Below are 24,108 nucleotides of genomic sequence, written 5' to 3' on the forward strand. Positions count from 1 at the left end.
TGATGGTCGGAGCGAGAGGATTCGAACCTCCGACCCCTGCCTCCCGAAGACAGTGCTCTACCAGGCTGAGCTACGCTCCGTCAGTGGGCGGAGGTTTAGCCCTTCTTTCGGCGCGGATCAAGCATAAACCGGACGTTCCGGCGGAAAAAATGTCAGTTCGGAGACATGTTGGAAGGTCAGTTGAACAAGCGATTGAAAACCTTGCGCCTGCGGGGAGGGGATGGGGAATAAATTGCGTCTGGAAACGCAAAAGGCCCTGAAACGAATAACCGTTTCAGGGCCTTTGAATGATGGTCGGAGCGAGAGGATTCGAACCTCCGACCCCTGCCTCCCGAAGACAGTGCTCTACCAGGCTGAGCTACGCTCCGTCATTCTGCGAAGCCGGGTGATAATGGTTTATCGCAGGCGACGCAAGATATTTTTGCGCCCTGTCGGTGTGACCCGGACATGCGCAACGGGAATATCGATTAATATGGGCGCGAAATGCAGAACTCGACGGCCTCAACCATCGCATCCTTGATCGCGCCATCATCAAAGCGTGACAGGGTGTCGATGGCCATCTGGCCGAACTCGCGTGCGCGATCCATCGATGCATCAAGCGCATCATATTTGCGGATCAGTTCCTGTGCACGATCAAGATCGCCGTCCTGGAAGTCCTGATCTTCCATGCAGCGGCGCCAGAAGGCTTTTTCGTCTTCGTCACCGTTTGCATAGGCTATGATTACCGGAAGCGTCACCTTGCCGTCGCGGAAGTCATCACCAACCGTTTTGCCAAGGGTCGCCTGATGGGCGGAATAATCCAGAACATCATCAATCAGCTGGAAGGCCGTACCAAGATAGATGCCATAAAGACGAAGCGCTTCTTCGTCCTCGGCCGAGCGTTCGGCAATTACCGCACCAATCTGCGATGCCGCGCCAAACAGGGCTGCGGTTTTGGCGGTGATCACTTCGAGATAGGCTTCCTCGGTGGTGCCCATGTCATTGGCGGTCGACAACTGCAGGACTTCGCCCTCGGCGATGACGGCAGATGCCTGTGCCAGAATATCAAGAACGCGCAGCGACCCGGTTTTGACCATGACGACAAAGGCACGCGCAAACAGGAAGTCGCCGACCAGAACGCTGGCTTCGTTGCCAAACAGGGCATTGGCCGATGCCTGACCACGGCGCAGCTGGCTTTCGTCAACTACGTCATCATGCAGAAGGGTCGCTGTGTGAATGAATTCAACGCAGGCTGCAAGATCAACGGCATGCGGGCCATCGCCGTAACCGCAAAGGCGGGCGGATGCCAATGTCAGCATCGGGCGCATGCGTTTGCCGCCAGCAGCGACAAGGTGCGTTGCCAATTGCGGAATCAGGGCGACTTCGCTGTGCATGTTGTCGATGATCACCTGATTGACGCGCTTCATGTCGCCGTCGACGAGGTTGACCAGTGAATCAAGGCTCGGCTGAGTCTTTGGCTGCGGTGCGGTATTGGTCACGCTGTATTCCGACTTCTCAAATGGCATCTTCGCTGCCTGCTTGGGCGAAGATTGCAAATAACAGCAGGCGGCCTCAACATAGATAGGCCAAGCTGTTGTGGTCAAGTGGACAAATGCGGTTCCAGTCCTGCTTTAACCGCAGATAATTCAGGGTTTCTTGCAAAGGATTTTGTAAACCACAACTGCAAACCCCTACATTATAGAGATATTATTGTTTTTTGGATTTCTTCAAAGTTCAAAACGTATGACAAGCCTGATCACAGTTTGAAGGAAAATGCCGATGATCGAACTATTTCGCAGTAACGATCCGATCGAACTGAGCTGGGCGCAGGCTGTCTTGGCTGATGAAGGCATCGACAGTCATATCTTTGACTATCATGCCAGCATCATCGAAGGATCCATCGGGGCGCTGCCAAGGCGATTGATGGTCGATGGCGAAGAGGAAAGTCGCGCGAAATACGTTCTTGATGTTGCCAGACGGGAACTTGATGCGCATAACGCCAAAAGTGATGGTTCGGACGCGGTGGTGTCCGAATAACATTTCAATCAACCCGGAACGACAGATCAGGACCATTGATGGTGAGTGCAGCCACAGGCATTGAAGTGCCCGATTTCCCCGAAGAGCGGATCAGTCATGATTACCTTCTTGGCGGGTCGGTTGTGCTCAAGCAACCCGTCGACGGTTACCGGGCGGCGGTCGATGCCGTGTTGCTTGCCGCATCGGTTTCGATCAATTCCCATCGCGATGAAAAGATCCTGGATGTCGGGGCGGCTGTCGGCAGTGCCGGACTGTGTGTTGCCCGGCGCCTTGAAACCGCAAAGGTAACCGGTGTTGAGCTGCAAGATGATCTCTATGCGCTGTTTTGTCGCAATGTGATGGAAAATGAATTCGCCGGGCGGGTCACGCCGATCCACGGCGATATCAATGATGGTCGCTTGCCGTTGGTCGCTGAAAGCTTTGATCAAGTCATTTCCAACCCGCCCTATTATGCAGGGGGGACACGGCCAAGTAATGAAAGCCGTGCCAAGGCCCACCAAGAAGGCACCGCCGACCTTAAGGACTGGATCGCCTTTTGCCTTAAGATGGTGCGGCAAAAGGGGCGCATCACGCTGGTGCATCGTGCCGATCACCTTGACCGGATCATTGGCCTGTTGCATGGGCGGGCGGGCGACATGACGGTTTATCCGATCTGGAGCAAGGTCGACGCAGATGCGCCGTTGAGGGTGATTGTCTCGGCCCGTAAGGGCGTTGCATCGCCGCTGACCATGCGGCGCGGGATCGTTTTGCACGATGAAGACGGGGTCTATTTGCCGGAAACGGATCGCCTTTTACGCAATCCGACGGCATTGCCCGGTTTCTAAATCGGTCGAACTTGAATATAAGGACGACATGGTTGCGATGAATGTCGCAGATAAATCCGTGCTTTGGGACCTGACATGCTGAGTTTTTCGAAAATCCTATTCACCGCGCTTGTTGTCGTTGTCGTCTGGCAGGGCTTCAAGCTGTTTAATCGCGGCAAACAGGTTTCCAGCAAAGAGCAGCCCAAACAAACCAAACACGAAAAGAAAAGCCAGTCCAAGCCGGTTGCCCATGAGCTTGAAAAATGCCCGAATTGCGGTGTGTACCATGCCGAGGGCAACGCGCATCGCTGCGAAGACTAGGGCTTTTACCTGCCTTTCCGATCAGCCTCTGACCAAAGCTGCCTGATGGCATTCGACTTTGGGGCAAGGCATGTGAATTTGTCTTGGATTTTTCCCGATAATCACTGATCTATGTTGCTGCAATGCGGCATAATGGCGAAGGGCAGGATACAAGGGTTGCAAATTCGGCGTGTCTCAGGGCTTTTGCGTTCTTGACCGCGCCGGGGCAGGGCGGTAGCTTGCCGCCATAAATTTACAGAAACAGTAACAGAGAGTTCGCGCCATGGCGCTCGACGGGTCGCAACGTCCCCCTTCATTCCAGGAAATCATTCTTCGACTGCAAAGTTATTGGGCCGATCAGGGTTGTGTCATCCTGCAGCCTTATGACTTGGAAGTCGGTGCCGGTACCTTCCACACCGCGACGACCTTGCGCGCGCTGGGTCCGGAAACCTGGAATGCAGCCTATGTGCAGCCGTCCCGTCGCCCGACCGATGGTCGTTATGGCGAAAACCCCAACCGTCTGCAGCACTATTACCAGTTCCAGGTTCTGATGAAGCCGTCACCGGCCAATTCACAGGATCTGTATCTTGGCTCGCTCAAGCATCTGGGCATTGACCCGATGGCCCATGATATCCGCTTTGTCGAGGATGACTGGGAAAGCCCGACGCTGGGCGCCTGGGGGCTTGGCTGGGAAGTGTGGCTTGATGGTATGGAAGTCACCCAGTTCACCTATTTCCAGCAGGTTGGCGGTTTTGAATGTAACCCGGTTCCGGTCGAGCTGACCTATGGTCTGGAACGTCTGGCGATGTACATTCAGGGTGTCGAGAACGTTTACGACCTTGATTACAACGGCGCTGGCGTAAGTTACGGCGACGTGTTCCTGCAGAACGAACGCGAACAGTCGACCTATAACTTTGAAGTTGCGAACACCGACATGCTGTTCCAGCACTTCAAGGATGCGCAGGCCGAGTGTGCGGTGAATATCGAACGTGGTTTGGCGCTGCCGGCTTATGAACAGGCCATGAAGGCCTCCCATCTGTTTAACCTCCTTGATGCGCGCGGTGTGATTTCCGTGACCGAACGTGCGGCCTATATCGGCCGTGTTCGTGACATGTCGAAATCCTGCTGCGAAGCGTGGCTGCGGTCGCGTGGCCATCTGAACGAGGAGGCTTAAGTCATGGCCGAATTGCTGCTTGAACTGTTTTCCGAAGAAATCCCGGCCCGCATGCAGGCGCGTGCTGCCGAAGACCTGTCCAAACTGGTCACTGATGGCCTGAAGGCCGCCGACCTTGGCTTTGATAAGGTCGAAGCGCTGGTCACCCCGCGTCGTCTGACCTTGATTGTTGATGGTCTGCCGGAAAAACAGCCTGATCTGCGCGAAGAGCGCCGTGGTCCGCGTGCCGATGCCCCGGAAAAGGCGATCAATGGCTTCCTGACCGGCAACGGTGTGACCCTTGATCAATGCGAAAAGCGCGAAACGCCCAAGGGCGTCTTCCTGTTTGCGATTGTCGAGCAAAAAGGCCGCTCGGCATCCGATGTCATCAAGGACATCATCGAAGATGCGATGAACAAACTGCCCTGGCCGAAATCCATGCGCTGGGCTGATCAGAAAATCCGCTGGGTGCGTCAGCTTGACCGTATTCTGTGCCTGTTTGATGGCAAGGTTATTCCGGTCACCTATGGCCCGGTCGCCGCAGGCGATACCACCCGTGGACATCGTTTCCTTGCCCCGGCCGAATTCAGTGTCACGAATGCCGCCGATTACAAGGAAAAGCTGCTTGCAGCCAAGGTCATGCTGGATCGTGAACAGCGCAAACAGGTCATCCTTGACGGTGCCAAGAAACTTGCAGCATCCGAAGGCTTTGAGCTTCTCGAAGACAATGGTCTTCTTGAAGAAGTTTGTGGTCTGGTTGAATGGCCGGTGCCGGTCATGGGCAAGGTTGATGACCAGTTCATGGACATCCCGCGCGAGGTTCTTGAAACCTCGATGCGCGAACATCAGAAATATTTCGTGGTGGAAGACAAGGCCGGCAAGCTTGCCGCGCGCTTCATCACAGTTTCGAACATGATCACCGCAGACAACAACGCCAAGATCATCGCCGGGAACGAGCGGGTTCTGCGTGCGCGTCTGCATGATGCCAAGTTCTTCTGGGATCAGGACCGGAAAGTGACGCTGCAATCGCGTCTGCCGAAGCTTGATAACATCGTCTTCCACGCCAAGCTTGGCTCGCTGGCAGAGCGCGTTCTGCGCCTGCGCGGTCTGGCGCGTGAAGTCTCTGCCGATATTGATGGTTGTGAAACCAAACTTGCCGACCGCGCAGCAGAAATCGGCAAGGCCGATCTGGTGTCGCTGATGGTGTTTGAATTCACCGAACTTCAGGGGCTGATGGGTAAATATTACGCCGAGAATGACGGCGAAGCCCCGGAAGTCGCCAATGCAATTGCCGAGCATTATGCACCGGCCGGCCCGTCGGACATGTGCCCGACCGCCCCGGTTTCGGTTGCCCTCGCTCTGGCTGAGAAACTTGATACCCTTGCCGGGTTCTTTGCGATTGATGAAAAGCCGACCGGTTCAAAAGACCCGTTTGCTTTGCGTCGTGCGGCACTGGGTGTCATTCGTCTGGTTCTGGAAAACGGTTTGCGGTTGCCGCTACGGCGCATCTTTGCTTTCGCGGTTTCCCAGTACCCGGCAACCATTCGTCGTGACGAGGCGGTCGAAGACCTTCTGGCCTTCTTTGCAGACCGTCTCAAAGTCCATCTGCGTGAACAGGGTGTGCGCCATGATCTGGTGTCGGCCGTGTTTGCACTTGATGGCGAGGACGATCTTGTCCGCCTGTTGGCCCGTGTTGAAGCGCTTTCCGATTTTGTCTCCGGTGAAAGCGGCGTCAACCTTATGGCCGGATACAAGCGTGCGTCCAACATCCTGCGCATCGAAGAGAAAAAGGACGATATGTCCTATGACGCGGACGTTTCCGCGGATCTTCTGAGCCTGGAAGAAGAACGCAAACTGTATGAGGCGCTCATTGATGTCCGGCACAAGGCCTTGCCACTTCTGCGTGACGAGGATTATGCCGCGGCTATGACCGAATTTGCGCGGTTGCGTGAACCGGTCGATACATTCTTCGAAAAGGTTACGGTCAATAGCGACAATGCTGACGAACGTGCCAACCGCTTGAAGCTGTTGGCACAAATCCGGACGGCGTTGCACGATATTGCCGACTTCTCGAAGATCGAATCATAAAACAGGTCAGGGTTAAGGGGCTTTTCCCCATCCTGGGGAACGGCCCGCGGGCCGTGACCAGATGAGGAAAAGGCAAGATGACCAAATGGGTTTACGGTTTCGGTGGCGGTAGCGCCGAGGGCCGTTCGGATATGCGTGAACTTCTGGGTGGCAAGGGCGCAAACCTTGCCGAGATGTGCAATCTCGGACTTCCGGTCCCGCCCGGCTTTACCATTACAACCGAAGTCTGCACGGCATTTTACGACAATGACCGTGCCTACCCGGATGGTCTGAATGCCGAAGTCGAAACGGCGCTGGCGGCAGTTGAAAAGCTCGTCGGTCGTTCGTTTGGTGACGCCAAGGACCCGCTTCTTGTTTCCGTCCGATCCGGTGCCCGTGCCTCCATGCCCGGCATGATGGATACGGTCCTTAACCTTGGTCTCAATGACGAAACGGTCGAAGCGCTGGCAAGCGTGTCAGGTGACCGTCGTTTTGCCTATGACAGTTACCGCCGCTTCATTCAGATGTATGGCGACGTCGTTCTGGGCGTTGATCACTATCACTTCGAAGATATCCTTGAGACCGTCAAGGAAGACAAGGGCGTTACCCTTGATACCGACATGAGTGCCGATGACTGGGCCGAAGTCGTCGAAGCGTTCAAGAAAAAAGTCCAAAGCGAACTGGGGCAGCCTTTCCCGCAAGATCCGCGTGAACAGCTGTGGGGTGCCATTGGTGCTGTCTTTGGCAGCTGGATGAATGCACGTGCCAACACATACCGCCGTTTGCACAACATCCCGGCCAGCTGGGGGACTGCGGTCAACGTTCAGGCGATGGTCTTTGGCAATATGGGCGATGACTGTGCGACCGGTGTGTGCTTCTCGCGCAACCCGTCGACCGGCGAAGACCGTTTCTATGGCGAATATCTGATCAATGCGCAGGGCGAGGACGTTGTTGCCGGTATCCGCACGCCGGCCCCGCTGACCGAAATCGAAAAACAGGAATCCGGTTCGGACCTGATTTCGATGGAAGCCGCGATGCCCCGTGTCTTCAAGGAACTCTGTGACATTCGCGAAAAGCTTGAATCCCATTACCGCGACATGCAGGACATGGAATTCACCGTTGAGTCCGGCAAGCTTTACATGCTTCAGACCCGTGCGGGCAAACGCACCGCCAAGGCTGCATTGCGCATCGCGGTTGAAATGTGCCGTGATGGTGTGATCTCGCAGGAAGACGCGATCATGCGCGTCAATCCGGCACAGCTTGATCAACTGCTGCACCCGACCCTTGATCCAGAAGCAGACCGCAAGGTCGTTGGCATGGGCCTTCCGGCATCACCCGGTGCGGCGTCCGGCCAGATCGTTTTCTCGGCCGAGGTTGCCGAAGAATGGGCAGGCAAGGGTCGCAAGGTTATTCTGGTACGTATCGAAACAAGCCCCGAAGACATTGCCGGCATGCATGCAGCCCAAGGTATTCTGACCTCACGCGGTGGCATGACCAGTCACGCGGCTGTGGTTGCGCGCGGCATGGGCACACCTTGCGTTTGCGGTGCCGGTGCAGTCAAGATCGACTATGCCAACAAAACCATGATGTCGGGCGGTGTGACGCTTAAGGAAGGGGACGTCATCACCCTTGATGGCGCAACCGGCGAAGTCATGCTGGGCGAAGTTGCAACTCTGAAACCCGATCTGTCCGGTGATTTCTCGCAGTTGATGGAATGGGCGGATGTTTTGCGTCGTCTTAAAATCCGCACCAACGCCGAAACCCCGGAAGAAGCCGAAACCGCACGTGGTTTCGGGGCAGAGGGCATTGGCCTTTGCCGCACGGAACACATGTTCTTTGATCCGGAACGGATTATCTCCATGCGCGAGATGATTTTGGCCGAAACCGAGCAGGGCCGTCGTTCGGCACTGGCAAAACTTCTGCCCTATCAGCGTCAGGACTTCATCGACCTGTTCCGCATCATGAAGGGGCTGCCGGTCACCATTCGTTTGCTTGATCCGCCGCTGCATGAATTCCTGCCGCATGGCGATGCCGAAATTGCCGAGGTGGCCAAGGCTGCCGGTGTGTCCGAGGCCATCGTCAAGCGCCGTCTGCTTGATCTTGCCGAAGCCAACCCGATGCTGGGTCATCGTGGCTGCCGTCTGGGGATCAGCTATCCGGAAATCTACGAGATGCAGGCACGTGCCATCTTTGAAGCCGCGATCGAGGTGACCAAGGATGGTGGCGATCCGGTCATCCCGGAAATCATGATTCCACTGATCGTCGGCAAGAAGGAACTTGAACTCCTCAAGGCCGCGATCATCAAGGTCGCAGCCGAGGTCGAAGACGAAAAGGGTGCTAAGCTGAAATATCTGGTCGGCACCATGATCGAACTGCCGCGTGCAGCACTGCGTGCCGGTGAAATCGCCGAAGAAGCCGAGTTCTTCAGCTTTGGCACGAACGACCTCACTCAGACCACCTTTGGTCTGTCACGTGATGACGCGGCGCGCTTCCTTGATACCTATATCGCCAAGGACATCTTTGCCGGTGATCCGTTCGTATCCCTTGATCAGGAAGGTGTTGGCGAGTTGGTCAGTCTGGCGGCCGAACGTGGTCGTGCGACGCGCGGCGACATCAAGCTTGGCATCTGTGGCGAGCATGGCGGCGATCCGGCATCTATCGCCTTCTGCGAGGCACAGGGACTTGATTACGTTTCATGCTCCCCGTACCGCGTGCCGATTGCACGTCTTGCCGCAGCACAGGCTGCACTTGGTAAGTAATCACCGCACGTAAATTCGACGTGTGAAAAAGGTAAAACGGCAACGGGGAAGCTCGTTGCCGTTATTTTTTGTCTTATTGCGATGACGGGTCGTTGCGTTGGGTGCGGTGTTTCATCACCAGCATCCCGCCAACCACAAGGCCCAGAAGCAACAGGATGATGCCGCCGATCTTGAACAGCTTCTCGTAAAGAAGGCGGTTGTGATATTCCGCCTCGCGCAGTTCTGTCAGGTGTGTAATCACGGCATCAAGCTGCGCGCGATAGCGTTGCTCGGGCGGAAGGGTGCTTTCATAGTGCACGGCACGCAGCAACATATTCAGGCGTTCTACCGCATCAAGGTAGTTTTCCTCTGTCATGCGGGCCTGTTCGATGCTCGGCTTGAGTGCCGGTTTTTCATCCGGCCCCAGAAAATGACCCGGATAGGTCTCAAGGTCCGGCCAGTAATTGTCCAGACAGTCACGAACATTGGTGACAATCGCCCCGCAAGGAACGATTTTCTGCGGGTAAAATCGAAGCAAGGTACCAAGCGCCATCTGCTTGATCTGATGGCCCTTGCGGTTATAGGCCTCGGTGATTGTCGCCAGTTCCTTTTCGGCTTCAGCAATCGACATATCGGATACGGGCACGTCGCTTAAATCCGGTGCAGCTTGCTGAATTGCCGCCATGGCAGGTGTAATGGCAAGCGCGCAAAGCACGGCCATCAAGCCCCGGATATAAAGGACCCTGTTCCACAGTTTCATCGCAAATCCCGATTTTGCTTTTCTTTTAACATAGGGGCTGTTGGTGCATTGCAACAGGTTTTAACGAAAAACGGGCCCCGCAAGGCGGAGCCCGTTCGATACATCAGTATCGGTTTTTGGCGAACTCAGGCCGCATTTTCCGGCAACTGAACCCAATCAGGTACAGAAACCGTGACCTTTGCATCGCCCGCAAGCAGCTCTGCATCACCTTCAATCCGCTCAAGCCGGATCAAGGCCAGACCGAAATCACCATGGACAGACCGGATAATACCGGCCTCCTTGTCACCATTCATGATCGGCGTGCCCACACTTGGTGCTGGGCCGTCAATCTTGACCGGTAACAGGCGCTTGCGCACAAGGCCGCGATATTTGGTGCGTGCGGTAAGTTCCTGGCCCATATAGCAGCCCTTTTTGAAGTCCACACCGCCCAGCTCTTCAAAGCCGCTTTCTAGCAGGATGGATTTCTCGACTTCCATTTCTTCGCTGCCATTGGGAATGCCAAGTGAAACGCGCATCTGGTGATAGGTTTCAACATCGCTTTCCTGTGCGCCGATGGCACCCATTTCGGCCAACGCATTTTTCGGCAGAAGAACACGCGCACCCATTTCGGCAAGGCGGGGGTCTACAGCCTTGATGCCATCGGCCATATGGGCCGTCGAACCCGGTGTTGCCGCAAGCGACAGCGAACTCAGCGCATCCTTGCCAAACACAGCCATGACGTTGTAGCTGTCGCTGATGTCAGATAGCTCGGCCTTGGCGCGCAGTTTGTACATGCGAAGTTTTTTAAACAGTTCGGCCGCACGTTCACCATTTTCGCCACGCTCGCATTCGATCAGCAGGCTGTCTTCATCCTGATGATAGACAAAGAAATCAAACAGGAACTTGCCCTGTGGCGTCAGAAGCGCGCCATAGCCTGATTTCTCGGGCGAAATGGTTTCGATGTTGTTTGATACAAGCCCTTGCAGGAAGCTGACCCGGTCCGGGCCGCTTACGCGGATCACCGCACGATCCGGCAAAAGGGCATAGAAAGTCTCACTCATGATATTTATGGCTCCGGTAAATCGGAATTGTTTGGGCGAAATGTGGGGCAATCACGCAAATTTCGCAAGACCTGTCTGTGCGGACAAAGGCCGGATAAGCTATAAGAAAACCCTTCATAAAACGCCGTCGAACGGATAGAACCAAACTTATGAAAATCTTGATGCTTGATCAGTCTATCGGCTTTGATCCCAAGGATCGTGAAGCCCGTCCGCTCGGAACATGCCAGCGCGCTTTCATTGCCCTGGCAGAGTCCCTTGTTGCCCGCGGCCACAAGGTCGAAGCGCGCCGTAATGGCGGCATCGACAAGGACATGCACGGTGTTGCCTGGCGACAGCTTGAAGCCGAACTGCCGCCGTTCGGCGGTGATGCGGTCAATACCGTGATTGTCTGGCGCGATCCGGCATTGCTCAGCCATGCAAGCGTGCCCGATGGGGCAACCGTCGCACTTTGGTTTGATGGTGATCCGGCGCGGTTGAATGCCGATGATGTGCGGCTGGTTCTGCAGGAAAAGAAAGTTCAGGTCATCTTCACCGATGATGCGCAGGCAAAGGCCTTTGATGCCGATCTGGCCAAAAAACCGATTGTGGTCAGGCCCGGTGCAACCACATCTTTTGTCATGGCATCGAACATGCACTGGGCATTTGAATCGCGCGATGAGTTGGCAGTGACCGTTGCCAACAGCTCGACCGGGATTGCCCAGATCATTCGCATTTGGGAAACCTATGTCGCTCCCAAGGCGCCGAATGCGATCCTGGAAGTCTACGCCTACGACCTGTTTAGCGCCATGGCCGGCGAAAATGACAGCATGTCGGAAGACCTGCTCGATATGGTGCGCTCCGCCATTGACAGGGGGGTGCGCGTCCATCACCCCAAACCCGAAGCCGATATGGCTGAAACCGTTGCCAATGCGCGTGCGTTTCTCCATCACGGCAAATACGGCACGGATTATGTCGGGCAGTGGCTTGTCGATGCGCTGGGCGCTGCAACACCGGTTGTATCCTATGGCGGCATTGCCAAAAGCCGGGTCGAGGACGGAAAAACTGGCTATATCGTCCCGGACGAGGCGGCATTTGGCAACATCACATCCCAGCTGCTGACCGACCGGGCTTTCTTTGCCAGCCAGTCCGAAGCCGCACGCAATGATCGCCGCGAATGGATCCATGTCGCTGGCGAGCTGGAGAAACTGTAAATCGTGCGCCTGCTGTTCATTACGTCAAACCGTCTGGGCGATGCGGTGCTTTCGACATCGGTTCTGCGCCACTATGTCGAAACCTATCCCGGCATCCGCGTGACGGTCGCCTGCGGCCCGGTTGCAGCCCCGATTTTCGAAGGTGTACCGAACCTTGAACGCATCATCAAAATGCCAAAGCAAAAGCGCGGCGGCCATTGGTGGAAGCTCTGGAAGTCCGTCGTCCTGAACTGGTGGGAGATCATCGTTGATTTGCGCGGCAGTGCGACAGCCTATGTGTTGCCGGGGCGGAAACGGGTTGTGTTGCCGGGGAATGATGACGATCTGCACCGTGTTGAACAGCTTGGAAAGCTGATCGGTGTTGAACCGGCTCCCTTGCCAATGATCTGGACCTGTCCAGAGGATGAGGCGCGTGCGGAACAACTAATCCCCGATGATGGCAAGGCGTTGCTGGCTGTTGGGCCATCTGCGAATTGGGGCGGAAAAACTTGGCCTGCTGACCGTTTCGTTGATTTGATTGCTCGTATTCGTGCAAATGACGGCCTTTTACCTAATGCGCATCTACTTGTGGTGGGGGCTCCGAGCGAGCGCGATGCAGCTAAGCCTGTGATTGATTCCTTAAAAGCCGAAGATCGCACCGTGATTTTTGGAGACGAGCATTTGCTCACAGTTCAAGCCTGTCTGGAACGTAGTGACCTCTATGTCGGAAATGACAGCGGTTTGATGCATATGGCAGCCGCAGCTGGCATTCCGACCCTTGGTCTGTTCGGCCCAACGAGGGAAGATAATTATGGGCCTTGTGGCCCGATTACGGCACATGTGCGAACCGACAAATCTTTTGAAGAGATATGGAAAGCTGGCGAAATTTGGCGCTCTCATGAGAGTCAGATGGATAGCTTGCCTGTTGAAAAGGTTTTTGATGCCGCACGTGCGTTGCTTGCGCGCAAGAATGGAGCCATTCAATGATAAACGGGACGCAAAAACTATCAGTTGTGATTACTGCCCATAACGAGGAAGAACGTCTCCCTTCTTGTTTGTCGCACGTTGCCTTTGCCGACGAAATCATTGTTCTGTGCGATAAATGTACCGATGGTACGGAGAAAATAGCCAAGCAGGCAGGTGCAAAAACTCTAGTTGGTAGTTGGGAAATGGAAGGTGAGCGTCGAAATTACGCGCTTTCTCAAGTGAGTGGCGACTGGGTTCTTGAGGTTGATGCCGACGAGCATGTTTCTGAAGAACTGGCAAAGGAAATCCGTGAAGTAATCAGAACCAGTAAATTTGGTTTTCATCACCTGATAGTCCACAACTATGTTGGAGATCGTTTGGTGTTAAATGGTTGGGGGGCTTCATTTGGGAAGCCCGCTTATCCGGGATTGTTTCGTGCAGGTTGCAAACGCTGGGGACCAGAAAGAGTTCACCCATCTCTTGCCTTTCAAGGCGAGAGAGGGGCGAAGTTGACGCATCCGGTGCGGCACTACGTTGATCGCAATATCTCGGACATGATTAAGCGATTGGATAGTTATTCTACTGCGCGTGCAGCTGATTTGCGTGATAGTGGCAAAATAGGCAGTTTTTCGAATAATATCAGGCGGTTTTTCTCGCGCTTTATTCGCTGCTACATCGGCCGTAAAGGATACAAGGAAGGGGGTATCGGTTTCCTGATAGCTCTTTTTGCGGGCTTGTTTCCTGTCATTTCGTATCTAAAAGCCAAGCACGAGGAAAATTGATCTTATGGCGACAATCGTTCTGGCTGACGCTGGTATCAAATTTGACGGTTTTACGTTGGAGCAACGCCCTCTTGGCGGCGCTGAAACGGCATTTATCTCGTTGGCAGAGGGGCTGGCAGATCGCGGGCATGATGTTACGATCATCAATAAGTGTGATGAACCTCATGAAAACAATGGAGTTAAGTGGCGTCCTCTAACTGATGGTTTCCCGGAGATTGCCGATCTCTATATTGCCAATCGTGGGCATGAACTGTTGGGATGCATGCCAAGAGCAAAACGGACGATTTTTTGGATACACAACCCGGCCAAGTATTTGCTTAAATGGCGTTATTTCTGGCGCTTATGGAAAATTAGGCCAGCCATTGTTTTTTCGGGGCGTCACCATCTCCTGACTTACCCAAACTGGGCGCCTTGTGGCGATCGAGTTGTTATTCCTTATGGTATCGAGAACAGGTTTATTACCGCAAAGGTCAGCAACGAAATTCGACAAAAGCGGGCGATATTTACCTCAAATCCATTGCGTTCACTTGATTGGCTCGTGGATATCTGGAGTGAAAAAATCCATCCTCTGTCGCCGGACGCAGAACTTCATGTCTTTGCGGGGCCTCAAACCTATGGTTCTGCGGGAGACGAAAAAGCCCAGCGAATGAAGGTCATTCTAGATCACGCCGATACATTGCGTGACAAAGGAGTTATTTTACGTGGGCCTGTACCCAAAAACCAACTTCTCGATGAGATGCAGCACGCACGTGTTATGCCCTATCGGGGAGATGTTGGAGAAACCTTCTGCCTAGCGTTGGGGGAAGCCCAGGCTATGGGGGTTCCTTGCGTGGTGCAGGATGTTGGCTGCGTGGCCGAGCGCATTGTCGATGACCAAACCGGATTTGTTGCTAACGATGACGATTTATTTGCCAAACGCACTGCCCAACTTCTAAATGATGATCCCCTATGGGAAGAGCAGCACAAAGCAGCTCTCGAAAGTCAACGTGCGTGGGGCTGGGCTCAGGCTGCCGAGGCATTTGAACAACTGATGCCATAAGGCATCTCTAAGGTTGTTTAGGTTGATGTATGTAAGCCGCTTTAGGGTGGTGTGGTGGAATGCCTAATGTGCGGAATAGCCGGTTATATCGCCAAGGATAAGCAAACCCTTGATCCTGATGTGCTGGATCGGTTGCGTGATGCCTTGGCACACCGTGGACCTGATGGTGACGGGCGTTACGTCAAAGGCCCTGTCGGCGTTATCCAGACCCGTCTTGCGATTATTGATCTGAATACCGGTGATCAGCCGCTGTATCATGAAAATGGTAGTGCCCTGATCGCCAATGGCGAGATATACAACTATCTCGAACTCAGAAAAGAACTCGGCGAAGAGGGATTTAAAACCCATTCGGACAGTGAAACCGCCCTTCGTGTGTTTGCGCGCGACGGGATTGCCGGGTTTGATCAGCTGCGCGGCATGTATGCTTTTGCCATTCACGATGTGATCGACAATCAGGTGGTGCTGTGTCGCGATCCGTTTGGCATCAAGCAGGTCTATTACGTCGAGACCCCCGAGTATTTTGCTTTTGCGTCCGAGGCGCAGGCATTGGTGTCTGCGGGTCTTGTGGGACGGGAAGTGCGCGAGGACGCCAGATCCGAACTGCTGCAGGTTCAGTTCACGACGGGTTCCGACATGATCCTTGACGGGATCAAGCGACTGCAGCCCGGTGAAACCATTGTGCTGAAAAACGGACGTATCGTGGAGCGGCGCCGTCGTCAGGTTCTAAGTGACACGGGTGCCGTAGGAAATCATCTTGATCGCGCACTTTATGAGTGGGATCGGGTGTTTGAAGAAACGGTCCGTCTGCATCAAAGATCTGATGTCGATTACGCCATGTTCCTGTCTGGGGGCGTGGATAGCGCCTCCTTGCTTGGCATGATGCATCGCCTGAATGAGCGGCCGGTAACCGCGTATACGGCCGCCTTTGAAGCGACCAGCGTACATGACGAACGCGAACTGGCCCGTGAAGTCGCGAGGGCCTGCAATGCCAATCATGTCGAGGTGATGTTCTCGGAAAGTGATTTCTGGCAACTTCTGCCCGAGGTCGCAGCACGCATGGATGATCCGGCGGCAGATTACGCCATTCTTCCGACCTACAAACTTGCCAAGGAAGCCGCGCGAGATTTCAAGGTCGTGCTGTCCGGTGAAGGTGGGGATGAGTTGTTTGGCGGTTATGGACGATATCGTTCGGTGATGCGTCCCTTCTTGCTTGGTGGGCGCGTCATGCGTTCAAAGGGGACGTTTGACAAGATCGATGTCTTGCGTCCCGGCGTGCTCGAAGGATGGCGTGACGGTGTTGCCGCGTCCGAAAGCCGGGAAGCCCGTGGGAAACGTTCACGTCTTTCGATTGCGCAGGCGGTCGATTGTTCTGATTGGCTGCCCAATGATTTGCTTTTAAAGCTTGATCGCATGTTGATGGCTCATGGTCTTGAGGGACGAACACCCTTCCTGGATCCGGTGGTCGCCGAATTTGCCTATCAATTGCCCGACCGTCTCAAGGTTCGCAAAGGTGTTGGCAAGTTCCTGTTGCGCAGTTGGCTGGATCGCTGTCTGCCGATGGCGCAACCCTTTGCCAAAAAACGCGGCTTTACGGTGCCGGTTTCAGAGTGGATTTCTGGCAGGGGCAAACAACTTGGCCCGTTGGTCGCGGGGCAGGCTGGCATTGCCGAAATCGCAGATGCAGATCGGGTGGAAAAACTGTTTAATACCCCCGGAAAGTGCGAAGGTGCCGCTTGTTGGCATTTGCTGTTTTATGCGCTTTGGCATCAGGCCAATGTGCTTGGTCACGCGCCGGGTGCGGATGTGTTTGAAACATTGGAATGCGCTTAAGAAGTTAACGCTTTTTTACTTTTACGGGAACAAACCGGTCGCTGCGGCATTTCTTAATTGCGAATAACAATTAACAGAAATGCGGTTGGGACACGACATGCTGTATTTTGATAAATTGGCGATGCTTGCAGTTCTTGGCTTTGGTCTGGTGCTGGCCTGGATGACGGTGCCGCCTAGCGATTTGCAGGCAAAATCGATTGAGGCGATGCCGCTCAAAGGCAGTGCGACCTTGGGTGCTACCTATGAATTCAAGTTGCCAACAACTGTACGCATGGAATGTGCTGCGGGGTGCAATTCGCTGGGGCTGGTTGAAGAAAAGCAGGGCTACAAGGCCAAGGAGCGCGACAGATTTGAACGCGCCATCGAAGTTGCCTACTCTGCCTTTGTCACGCCGCTCCATCGTTAAGACGGATCAAATCCTGTGAAAAATGCATCGGTCTGGATGATCATCCCAAATCTTCTGCGTACCTTGTTGCGCAAGGACGTGGCGTTGAAATCCAAACTGTTACTGCTGGCCGGACTGATCTATTTGGTCAGTCCGGTTGATTTGTTGCCCGATATCCTGGTCGGCTTGGGTTGGCTGGATGATCTTGTGATTGTGCCACTTCTGGGATGGTTATCCTATCGCAGCTTGCCCGATACCGTGCAGCGCGAAGTCGTTCCCGAAGATGCTGAAAAGAGCACAACGTCACGTCGATTGTTCATCTATCTGGCCATTCTGGTGCTTGTCGTCATTGTCATTGCGATAACCGGTGGCACAGATAGTGCGTTCGAACCAGCGGCAACCCCAGCGAGCGATTGAGCCTTTTCCCCGACTAACACCGACGCACGGATTTGACGCAATGTGCGGCTCACCATACTCTTGATCAATCAACCGAACAGATCGGGAGGAACCCATGGGTGAAGTATTTCGTGCACTGGTGCTAAACCAGAAAGAAAAAAGCGTCACCGCAGAATTCAAGAACCTGACTACAGATGACCTGCCTGAAGGCGAGGTTTTGGTAAGGGTCAAATGGTCGACGCTGAATTACAAGGACGGTATGGTCCTGAACGGGCTCGGGCGACTAGTACGATCCTATCCTCATGTGCCCGGGATCGATTTTTCTGGCGAGGTCGTTTCATCAACCGATGACCGCTACAAGCCCGGTGACGAAGTTGTTCTGACCGGCTGGCGGGTTGGTGAGGCCCATTGGGGCGGCTATGGCCAGTTTGCTAGGGTAAAAGCCGATTGGCTGGTGCCATTGCCCGATGGGCTTGATGCATCACAGGCTATGGCAATCGGTACGGCCGGGTTTACCGCAATGCTGGCTGTCATGGCGCTTGAGGAGCAGGGCGTTTCAAAAGATCAGGATGGAGAAGTCCTTGTGACCGGGGCCGCAGGCGGTGTCGGCTCGGTTGCCGTTTCCATCCTTACGTCGCTTGGGTATCGGGTGGCAGCGTCGACCGGGCGCGCGGAAACACATCAGTATCTGCGTGATCTTGGCGCAAGCACCATCATTGATCGCAATGAGCTTACCGATACCAGCAAGCCGCTTCTGACCGAACGATGGGTTGGCGCGATTGACAGCGTCGGCAGTACGACCCTTGCGCATGTGCTTTCGGAGATGAAGTATCACGGTGTCGTGTCTGCCTGCGGGCTTGCCGGTGGTCCGGATTTGCCGGCAACGGTCATTCCCTTCCTGCTGCGCGGCGTGAAACTGATCGGGATTGATTCGGTGATGTGCCCATATGGAACGCGTGTGCGTGCATGGAAGCGCCTGGGTAAGGAGCTGTCCAAGGACCAGCTGGCTGCGGCAACCACCAAGGTTGCGCTTTCTGACATCCTGTCATGGGGGGAGAAGATCCTTAAAGGTCAGGTGAAGGGACGCCTGCTTGTTGATGTTCAGGATTGCTAGGATTGGTGAAACCATGCAGAATCAATGGGTTTTCGATCCCTGCTATGTGGGACGGAAATCCGTTTCTCTGATAGTTGGAAAAGACTGCAATGCCTGAACAACGGTTTCGAATTCTTCTTGTCGAAGATAATCCCGGGGATGCGTTTCTGGTGCGCACCCTTTTGGAGGAAACCGGGGAGCCATTTGACATTGAGCATTGCAGCGATCTTGCCTCTGCGATGGCGGTTCTGAATGGCGACGGGGCCGAGGCACTTTTTGATGTTGTCCTGCTGGATCTGACATTGCCGGATTCTTCGGGTGTCGACACCATCCGGCGCGTGCGCAGCTGTGCCAATGTTGCGCCTGTTGTTGTCCTGACCGGTCATAAGGATGAAGAACTGGCGTTTGAAGCCCTTCAACATGGTGCAGAAGATTACCTGACCAAGGAATTTCCCGATGGTCGCACCATTCGCCGCTCGATCCGCTATGCGATTGAGCGTTCACGTGCGGAGAGGGCACTAAAGGAAAGTGAAGAACGTTACCGCAAGCTGGTTGAACTGGCACCGGAGCTGATCTCTGTCCTGAGCGGTGAAGAGATCGTCTATATGAACCAGCAGGGGGTGACCATATTGGGTGCTGGCGACAGTGACAAACTGGTCGGGCGCTCCTTTATGGAGATGGTTCATCCCTCAAGCCGTGAAACACTCGAAGAATACATTTCCCGCTATCGCAACGGTTATCCGGGGCGCGCTGACTTCACCATCATTTGTCAGCGCCCGGAAGGCGAGAATGTCGAACTTGAAGTCTCGGCCATTGCTTTTACCCACGAAGGGGCGCCAGCAATGCTCATGCTGGCCGAGGATGTCACGGAAAAGCGCAAGGTCGAACGCCAGTTGGTGCAGACTTCCAAGCTGGCAACACTTGGCGAGATGGCTGCATCCGTGGCACATGAAATGAATCAGCCTTTGAATGTGATCCGCATGGCGGCGGATACCTGTGCCCTTCAGTATGATCTTGATGCGGTCAAACCGGCGTTTCAGCGCGAACGCCTGTCACTGATCAGTGCCCAAACAGAACGCATGTCCGAGATCATCAAGCACCTGCAGATTTACAGTCGTCCCGACGATGATGATTTTGCCCCCTTTGATGTGATGAAGGCGGTTGAGCGCGCGGTTGACATGGTTGAGCATGATTGCAGATTGTCGGGTATCGCCATTGATGTCGTTCCGCCACGGCAGCGCTGCTTTGTAAATGGTCGTCAGGTTCAGCTTGAACAGGTTCTGGTCAATATGCTGAGCAACGCGCGCGATGCCATCAACGAAAATGGCGATGACGCCGGAAGCATCGGCGGTCTGATCCGGGTCTGTGCCATGGTTGATGAGGCACGCAAGGCCCTGAAACTCTCGGTCAATGATAATGGCGGTGGCGTGCCGGAAGCTGCGATTGATCTTTTATTCCATCCGTTCTTTACCACCAAGGATGTCGGCAAAGGTACCGGGCTTGGCCTTTCGGTCAGCTTCGGCATTGTTGAGGCCATGGGTGGGCGGATTGATGTGCGCAACGAAGGTGACGGCGCATGCTTTGAAATCACCCTGCCGCTCGCCGATGTCGAAGTTACCGAGGCAGACAACTTGTCTGACGGAACGCTTGATGAAGGGGGGCTATCGCAGGTTCCAACGAACGCAGCCGTGCGGGGCAATATTCGCATCCTTGTGGTTGATGATGAACTCGACGCGATGGAGATCATTTCAGCCTATCTGGAGGCGCAGGGCTTTAACGTCTCGGCTGCGAGTAACGGCGAAGACGCACTGGCGATTGCCGGCATCGTTCAGCCCGATATCCTGATTACAGACATCCGGATGCCGCACATGGACGGCAACACCCTGGTCAAGGAACTACGGGAACGCAATCCTGCACTGCCGGTTATTGTGATGACGGGCCATCCCGGCGATGCGGAGAAGCCTGTTGAAGACGAAGATGGCACAGACGCACCGGTCATGGTGATGTCCAAGCCGCTTAACCTCAAGGAGCTTCTGGCAACACTTGATGAGCTTTGCGAAGTGTTTGCCGCCTAATGCGGGGGCGCTGCTTCACTAAGTGATGTCGGCAGCCCAAAGAAAAAGCCCGGCAAAATACCGGGCTTTGGTCTTTTGGCCTTGATTGGCTGCGATCAGGCTTCCCAACCCAACTGCATGGCAATCTTGACCGCTTGCGTACGGTTGGCTGCGCCAAGCTTCTTGAAAATACCGGTCAGGTGCACCTTTACGGTGATTTCACGGACGGTCAGTTGCTTGGCGATTTCCTTGTTCGACAAGCCCTTGGTCAGCAGGCCGAGAACTTCGCGCTCACGGTTGGTCAGCTGACGCAGGGGATTGTCGGGCGCCAGGCCATCAAGATCAATCTCGCCCGGGCGAATTTGCGAGCCATCGTCTTCAAGCAATGCGGACGGAATGTATTTCTCGCCCGACAGGATCAGGCGCAGGGCGTTGATCAGAGATTTGCCCGACAGCGTCTTTGGCAGATAGCCAGACGCGCCATGTTCCAGTGCGTTCAAAACGTCGCTGCGTTTGACAGAACCTGACAGAATAACCACCGGAATTTCCGGATGCTTCTGACGCATAACGGTCAGACCGGACAATCCGTTCATGCCGGGCATGTTCAGATCAAGGATGGTCAGGTCAACGCTGGTTTCCCCGTCAACGACGGCAAGTGCTTCTGCGAAGTCTTTCGCCTGCGCGACTTCAACTTCCGGCGCTGCGAGTTTAAGGAAGGAAGTGATCCCGTCTCTGACGAGATCGTGATCGTCTGCTAGCAGGATGTTCATTTTTATGCCGTACCTGTTCTTGTCCAAAGCTCACTACAAATGATGGGACGAGTGACCTCGGAAACGCGGGCCGTAACAACACGGTTTCGCGCGATTCTGATATTTTCAATCCAAGCGTCCCCCCCCCGGACGCGAGCGCAGCATTCAACAAAACCAAGCCCCTGTCAAACGGCAGGATAGTTTTTGATTAGGTGAACTATCCAGGTGAATAAGAGCATAGGTGTAAGGGTAAGTGTTTTGTCGCGCATTGAATAGTATAATTAGGGGGCAAGCAGATACGCGAAGGCGAATTTATACGGTGATCGAGACGCTTTGCGGCTCACCGTTTCGGTATGCTGCGGAATTTGGTGTGGATTCTTTGGTAGTATTTGTCGATTCACTACCATCAATGGTTGCTCTTTGCAGGCTGGCCTGACGGAAGGCTGCCATATCGGCACCCGACGGCGCATTCGGTGCAAGTGCTGCATTCTGCAGTGTGGCAAGTGCCCGGTCACGGTCATCTGCACTGCCCGACATCGAGACGCTTACGTCAACATGCCCGCCGATGGCATAGGCATTGCCATCCGGGCCAATCTGATAGGTGTATTGCGGGGCTGAACCATAAGGCCCGGCTGCGGCCGCATGAGCTTGTTCTTCCTGGCGGACAGCAGAGTCACGCGCGCGCAGCTGGTTAACGACGTCTTCCTCTGCCGGGTCAAGGTCGCCATCGGCGGAAACACCATTCTGGCTGTTGCCATTATCGGCATTGGTCTCACGCGCTTCACGGTATTCCGCACGGCTGACACCACCAGCAACTGCTTGTGCCTCTGTCAGAGTACGAGGGTCGACAATGCGGGTACGTGCCGCGTCCGATCCAGCGCCATTAATTGCATAGGGTGATACAGATGCGGTGTCACCACCCTGACGTTGGACTTCGATGGCTTCATATTCGGCCAAAACGCGCCCGTCAGCAGTTTGCGCGATTTCCCGAGCATTCAGGATAACGCCCAATCCGCCGCCATTAGGGTTGGCTATGGTTTGACCCGCTGAAATCATTTGTCTTTACGTCGCAATTCGCCTTGAAACGGACTCTGTAACCTTCGAACCATAGCAGAAATTTGTTCCCGAGTCTCGGTTTGATGCGTGCACCTGTTGATCGAGTGTTTCGCACATGCATTGCCATGGTTGATGGCTTGCACATCGCCACCCTTGCTGGTATCAGAAATTTCGAATTTCCAAGTGGCGTGATGAGCGCTTAAATCTGTATTTCAATCAGGAATTCCAACGCGCATGTCTGACTTCATTATCCCGGCCAATGAGAAGGTACTAGTCACGGGTGCCGCCGGTTTTATCGGTTCCCATCTTTGCCTGAAATTGCTGGAGCAGGGGTCGACGGTTGTCGGACTGGATAACGTTAACGACTATTATGACGTTAACCTCAAGGAAGCGCGTCTGGCACGTTTGGAAGGTAAACCCGGTTACAAGTTCGTCCGCATGGACCTCGAAAACCGGGAAGGCATTGCTGATCTGTTCGCGACTGAAAAGCCGACCTATGTGGTCAATCTGGCCGCCCAGGCTGGCGTGCGTTATTCAATCGAAAATCCCCATGCCTATATTGATGCCAACCTTGTTGGCTTTACCAACATTCTTGAAGGATGCCGCCACAACAATGTGAAGCATCTGGTCTATGCATCAAGCAGCTCGGTGTATGGCATGAATACGGAAATGCCGTTCTCCGTGCATCACAATGTCGACCACCCGATCAGTCTGTATGCGGCATCGAAAAAGGCTAACGAGCTGATGGCGCATACCTATAGCCATCTCTATCGCCTGCCGACGACCGGTCTGCGCTTCTTTACCGTCTATGGTCCTTGGGGGCGGCCTGATATGGCGTTGTTCCTGTTCACCAAGGCGATACTTGAAGGCAAGCCGATCAATGTCTTTAACGAAGGCAAGATGCGCCGCGATTTCACCTATATCGATGATATCGTCGAAGGCGTCTATCGCTGTATCTCGACGGTCGCCGAACCCAATCCAGACTGGAATTCGGGCAAGCCGGATCCTGCAACCAGCTCGGCACCCTATCGGGTTTTTAATATCGGCAATAACAGCCCGATCGAGCTGTTGCATCTGATCGAAACGATCGAAAAGGCACTTGGCAAGACGGCCGAGAAAAACATGCTGCCGATGCAGGATGGCGACGTTCCGGCAACCTTCGCTGATGTCGATGCGCTGACCGATGCGGTCGGCTTCAAACCGGCAACCTCGATTGAGACCGGCATTGGCAACTTTGTTGAATGGTATCGCGCCTTCTACGGCTAGAAAGCGCGTCTTGCCGCAACGGGCAATGCGCTAACAGCAAAACCAATGTCAGAGCATCTCGCATCTAACAAGGTGCGGGATCATGACCATTTATATGAAATGTATTTGTAAAATGGTGCTGCTGGGGAGATTTGAACTCCCGGCCTCTCCCTTACCAAGGGAGTGCTCTACCCCTGAGCTACAGCAGCCCGATAATCAGGCTGACCGGTGGGCAATGGTGCTGCTGGGGAGATTTGAACTCCCGGCCTCTCCCTTACCAAGGGAGTGCTCTACCCCTGAGCTACAGCAGCATGAGCCCTTGCGGTGCGGGCGGGTTATAGGCCACGTATCAGTAATTGGTCAAGCCTGAATTATGCGAAGTTTTTCGATTGTTCCCTTGGCAGGGCTTTTCGCCCTGTTTTCGTCAAGATCGGCTGTAATTTTTCGCGTGCTGTTTTATAACGGGC

21 protein-coding genes and 4 tRNA genes are annotated in these 24,108 nt (G+C 54.5%); 16 read left to right on the top strand and 9 right to left on the bottom strand.

The window, feature by feature from the left end:
- Positions 1 to 3 precede the first annotated feature (3 nt).
- The 3 genes from CMO10_RS08885 to CMO10_RS08895 all read right to left on the bottom strand — a co-directional run bounded on the left by CMO10_RS08885 (position 4) and on the right by CMO10_RS08895 (position 1,505).
- Positions 4 to 80 (bottom strand) — tRNA-Pro (locus CMO10_RS08885).
- Between the two features lie 211 nt (positions 81 to 291).
- A tRNA-Pro gene (locus CMO10_RS08890) sits at positions 292 to 368 on the bottom strand.
- 99 nt (positions 369 to 467) lie between these two features.
- Positions 468 to 1,505, bottom strand: coding sequence for a polyprenyl synthetase family protein (locus CMO10_RS08895; RefSeq protein WP_297020910.1), 1,038 nt, complete (start codon positions 1,503 to 1,505; stop codon positions 468 to 470).
- Between the two features lie 253 nt (positions 1,506 to 1,758).
- On the opposite strand from CMO10_RS08895, the gene CMO10_RS08900 reads away from it, so the two are divergent.
- The 6 genes from CMO10_RS08900 (at position 1,759) to ppdK (ending at position 9,098) form a co-directional block, all read left to right on the top strand.
- Complete coding sequence (locus CMO10_RS08900) at positions 1,759 to 2,016, top strand: putative signal transducing protein (RefSeq protein ID WP_297020912.1); 258 nt, start codon at positions 1,759 to 1,761, stop codon at positions 2,014 to 2,016.
- 38 nt (positions 2,017 to 2,054) lie between these two features.
- Entirely contained in the window at positions 2,055 to 2,840 is a 786-nt protein-coding gene (locus tag CMO10_RS08905) for a tRNA1(Val) (adenine(37)-N6)-methyltransferase (RefSeq protein ID WP_297020915.1), read from the top strand.
- 75 nt (positions 2,841 to 2,915) lie between these two features.
- Positions 2,916 to 3,140, top strand: a complete 225-nt coding sequence (locus CMO10_RS08910; RefSeq protein ID WP_297020916.1) for a hypothetical protein — start codon at positions 2,916 to 2,918, stop codon at positions 3,138 to 3,140.
- Positions 3,141 to 3,402: 262 nt separating this feature from the next.
- Complete coding sequence (locus CMO10_RS08915; RefSeq protein ID WP_044828052.1) at positions 3,403 to 4,293, top strand: glycine--tRNA ligase subunit alpha; 891 nt, start codon at positions 3,403 to 3,405, stop codon at positions 4,291 to 4,293.
- Between the two features lie 3 nt (positions 4,294 to 4,296).
- Positions 4,297 to 6,360: a glycine--tRNA ligase subunit beta gene (gene glyS / locus CMO10_RS08920; RefSeq protein ID WP_297020922.1), complete on the top strand. Its 2,064-nt coding sequence runs from the start codon at positions 4,297 to 4,299 to the stop codon at positions 6,358 to 6,360.
- A gap of 77 nt (positions 6,361 to 6,437) precedes the next feature.
- On the top strand, positions 6,438 to 9,098 hold the full coding sequence (ppdK, locus tag CMO10_RS08925; RefSeq protein WP_297020925.1) for a pyruvate, phosphate dikinase: 2,661 nt from the start codon (positions 6,438 to 6,440) through the stop codon (positions 9,096 to 9,098).
- Positions 9,099 to 9,171: 73 nt separating this feature from the next.
- Here the strand turns inward: ppdK and CMO10_RS08930 are convergent, their stop codons facing one another.
- Positions 9,172 to 9,837, bottom strand: coding sequence for a hypothetical protein (locus CMO10_RS08930; protein WP_297020928.1), 666 nt, complete (start codon positions 9,835 to 9,837; stop codon positions 9,172 to 9,174).
- A 125-nt stretch (positions 9,838 to 9,962) separates the two neighbouring features.
- A complete protein-coding gene (ygfZ, locus tag CMO10_RS08935) occupies positions 9,963 to 10,877 on the bottom strand; it encodes a CAF17-like 4Fe-4S cluster assembly/insertion protein YgfZ (RefSeq protein ID WP_297020931.1) in 915 nt (304 codons plus the stop codon).
- Positions 10,878 to 11,038: 161 nt separating this feature from the next.
- Between ygfZ and CMO10_RS08940 the strand changes: the two genes are divergently transcribed.
- The 9 genes from CMO10_RS08940 (at position 11,039) to CMO10_RS08980 (ending at position 20,612) form a co-directional block, all read left to right on the top strand.
- Positions 11,039 to 12,067, top strand: a complete 1,029-nt coding sequence (locus CMO10_RS08940) for a glycosyltransferase (protein WP_297020934.1) — start codon at positions 11,039 to 11,041, stop codon at positions 12,065 to 12,067.
- A gap of 3 nt (positions 12,068 to 12,070) precedes the next feature.
- Positions 12,071 to 13,033 (top strand): glycosyltransferase family 9 protein, encoded by a 963-nt coding sequence (locus tag CMO10_RS08945; protein ID WP_297020936.1) that lies wholly within the window; start codon positions 12,071 to 12,073, stop codon positions 13,031 to 13,033.
- A complete protein-coding gene (locus tag CMO10_RS08950) occupies positions 13,030 to 13,794 on the top strand; it encodes a glycosyltransferase family 2 protein (protein WP_297020937.1) in 765 nt (254 codons plus the stop codon). The genes CMO10_RS08945 and CMO10_RS08950 overlap by 4 nt, the downstream gene beginning before the upstream one ends.
- 4 nt (positions 13,795 to 13,798) lie before the next feature.
- Positions 13,799 to 14,833: a glycosyltransferase family 4 protein gene (locus CMO10_RS08955; RefSeq protein ID WP_297020938.1), complete on the top strand. Its 1,035-nt coding sequence runs from the start codon at positions 13,799 to 13,801 to the stop codon at positions 14,831 to 14,833.
- A 66-nt stretch (positions 14,834 to 14,899) separates the two neighbouring features.
- Positions 14,900 to 16,663 carry an asparagine synthase (glutamine-hydrolyzing) gene (gene asnB, locus CMO10_RS08960; protein ID WP_297020939.1) on the top strand — a complete coding sequence of 588 codons (1,764 nt, stop codon included), beginning with the start codon at positions 14,900 to 14,902 and terminating at the stop codon, positions 16,661 to 16,663.
- Positions 16,664 to 16,760: 97 nt separating this feature from the next.
- Positions 16,761 to 17,069 (top strand): hypothetical protein, encoded by a 309-nt coding sequence (locus tag CMO10_RS08965; protein ID WP_297020940.1) that lies wholly within the window; start codon positions 16,761 to 16,763, stop codon positions 17,067 to 17,069.
- A 15-nt stretch (positions 17,070 to 17,084) separates the two neighbouring features.
- Positions 17,085 to 17,465 carry a YkvA family protein gene (locus tag CMO10_RS08970; protein ID WP_297020941.1) on the top strand — a complete coding sequence of 127 codons (381 nt, stop codon included), beginning with the start codon at positions 17,085 to 17,087 and terminating at the stop codon, positions 17,463 to 17,465.
- Positions 17,466 to 17,559: 94 nt separating this feature from the next.
- Positions 17,560 to 18,558 (top strand): acrylyl-CoA reductase (NADPH), encoded by a 999-nt coding sequence (acuI, locus tag CMO10_RS08975; protein WP_297020944.1) that lies wholly within the window; start codon positions 17,560 to 17,562, stop codon positions 18,556 to 18,558.
- Between the two features lie 89 nt (positions 18,559 to 18,647).
- Positions 18,648 to 20,612 carry a hybrid sensor histidine kinase/response regulator gene (locus CMO10_RS08980; protein WP_297020946.1) on the top strand — a complete coding sequence of 655 codons (1,965 nt, stop codon included), beginning with the start codon at positions 18,648 to 18,650 and terminating at the stop codon, positions 20,610 to 20,612.
- Between the two features lie 95 nt (positions 20,613 to 20,707).
- On the opposite strand, the gene CMO10_RS08985 is transcribed toward CMO10_RS08980, so the two are convergent.
- Both CMO10_RS08985 and CMO10_RS08990 read right to left on the bottom strand, forming a co-directional pair.
- Positions 20,708 to 21,361, bottom strand: coding sequence for a response regulator (locus CMO10_RS08985; protein WP_044828065.1), 654 nt, complete (start codon positions 21,359 to 21,361; stop codon positions 20,708 to 20,710).
- Between the two features lie 291 nt (positions 21,362 to 21,652).
- Entirely contained in the window at positions 21,653 to 22,396 is a 744-nt protein-coding gene (locus tag CMO10_RS08990) for a putative metalloprotease CJM1_0395 family protein (protein ID WP_297020952.1), read from the bottom strand.
- 234 nt (positions 22,397 to 22,630) lie between these two features.
- On the opposite strand from CMO10_RS08990, the gene CMO10_RS08995 reads away from it, so the two are divergent.
- Positions 22,631 to 23,662 carry an NAD-dependent epimerase gene (locus CMO10_RS08995; RefSeq protein ID WP_297020954.1) on the top strand — a complete coding sequence of 344 codons (1,032 nt, stop codon included), beginning with the start codon at positions 22,631 to 22,633 and terminating at the stop codon, positions 23,660 to 23,662.
- A gap of 113 nt (positions 23,663 to 23,775) precedes the next feature.
- On the opposite strand, the gene CMO10_RS09000 is transcribed toward CMO10_RS08995, so the two are convergent.
- Positions 23,776 to 23,850 (bottom strand) — tRNA-Thr (locus CMO10_RS09000).
- A 27-nt stretch (positions 23,851 to 23,877) separates the two neighbouring features.
- Positions 23,878 to 23,952, bottom strand: a tRNA-Thr gene (locus CMO10_RS09005).
- Between the last annotated feature and the right edge of the window lie 156 nt (positions 23,953 to 24,108).

Source organism: Thalassospira sp., from assembly GCF_002709775.1.
Lineage (GTDB): Bacteria > Pseudomonadota > Alphaproteobacteria > Rhodospirillales > Thalassospiraceae > Thalassospira.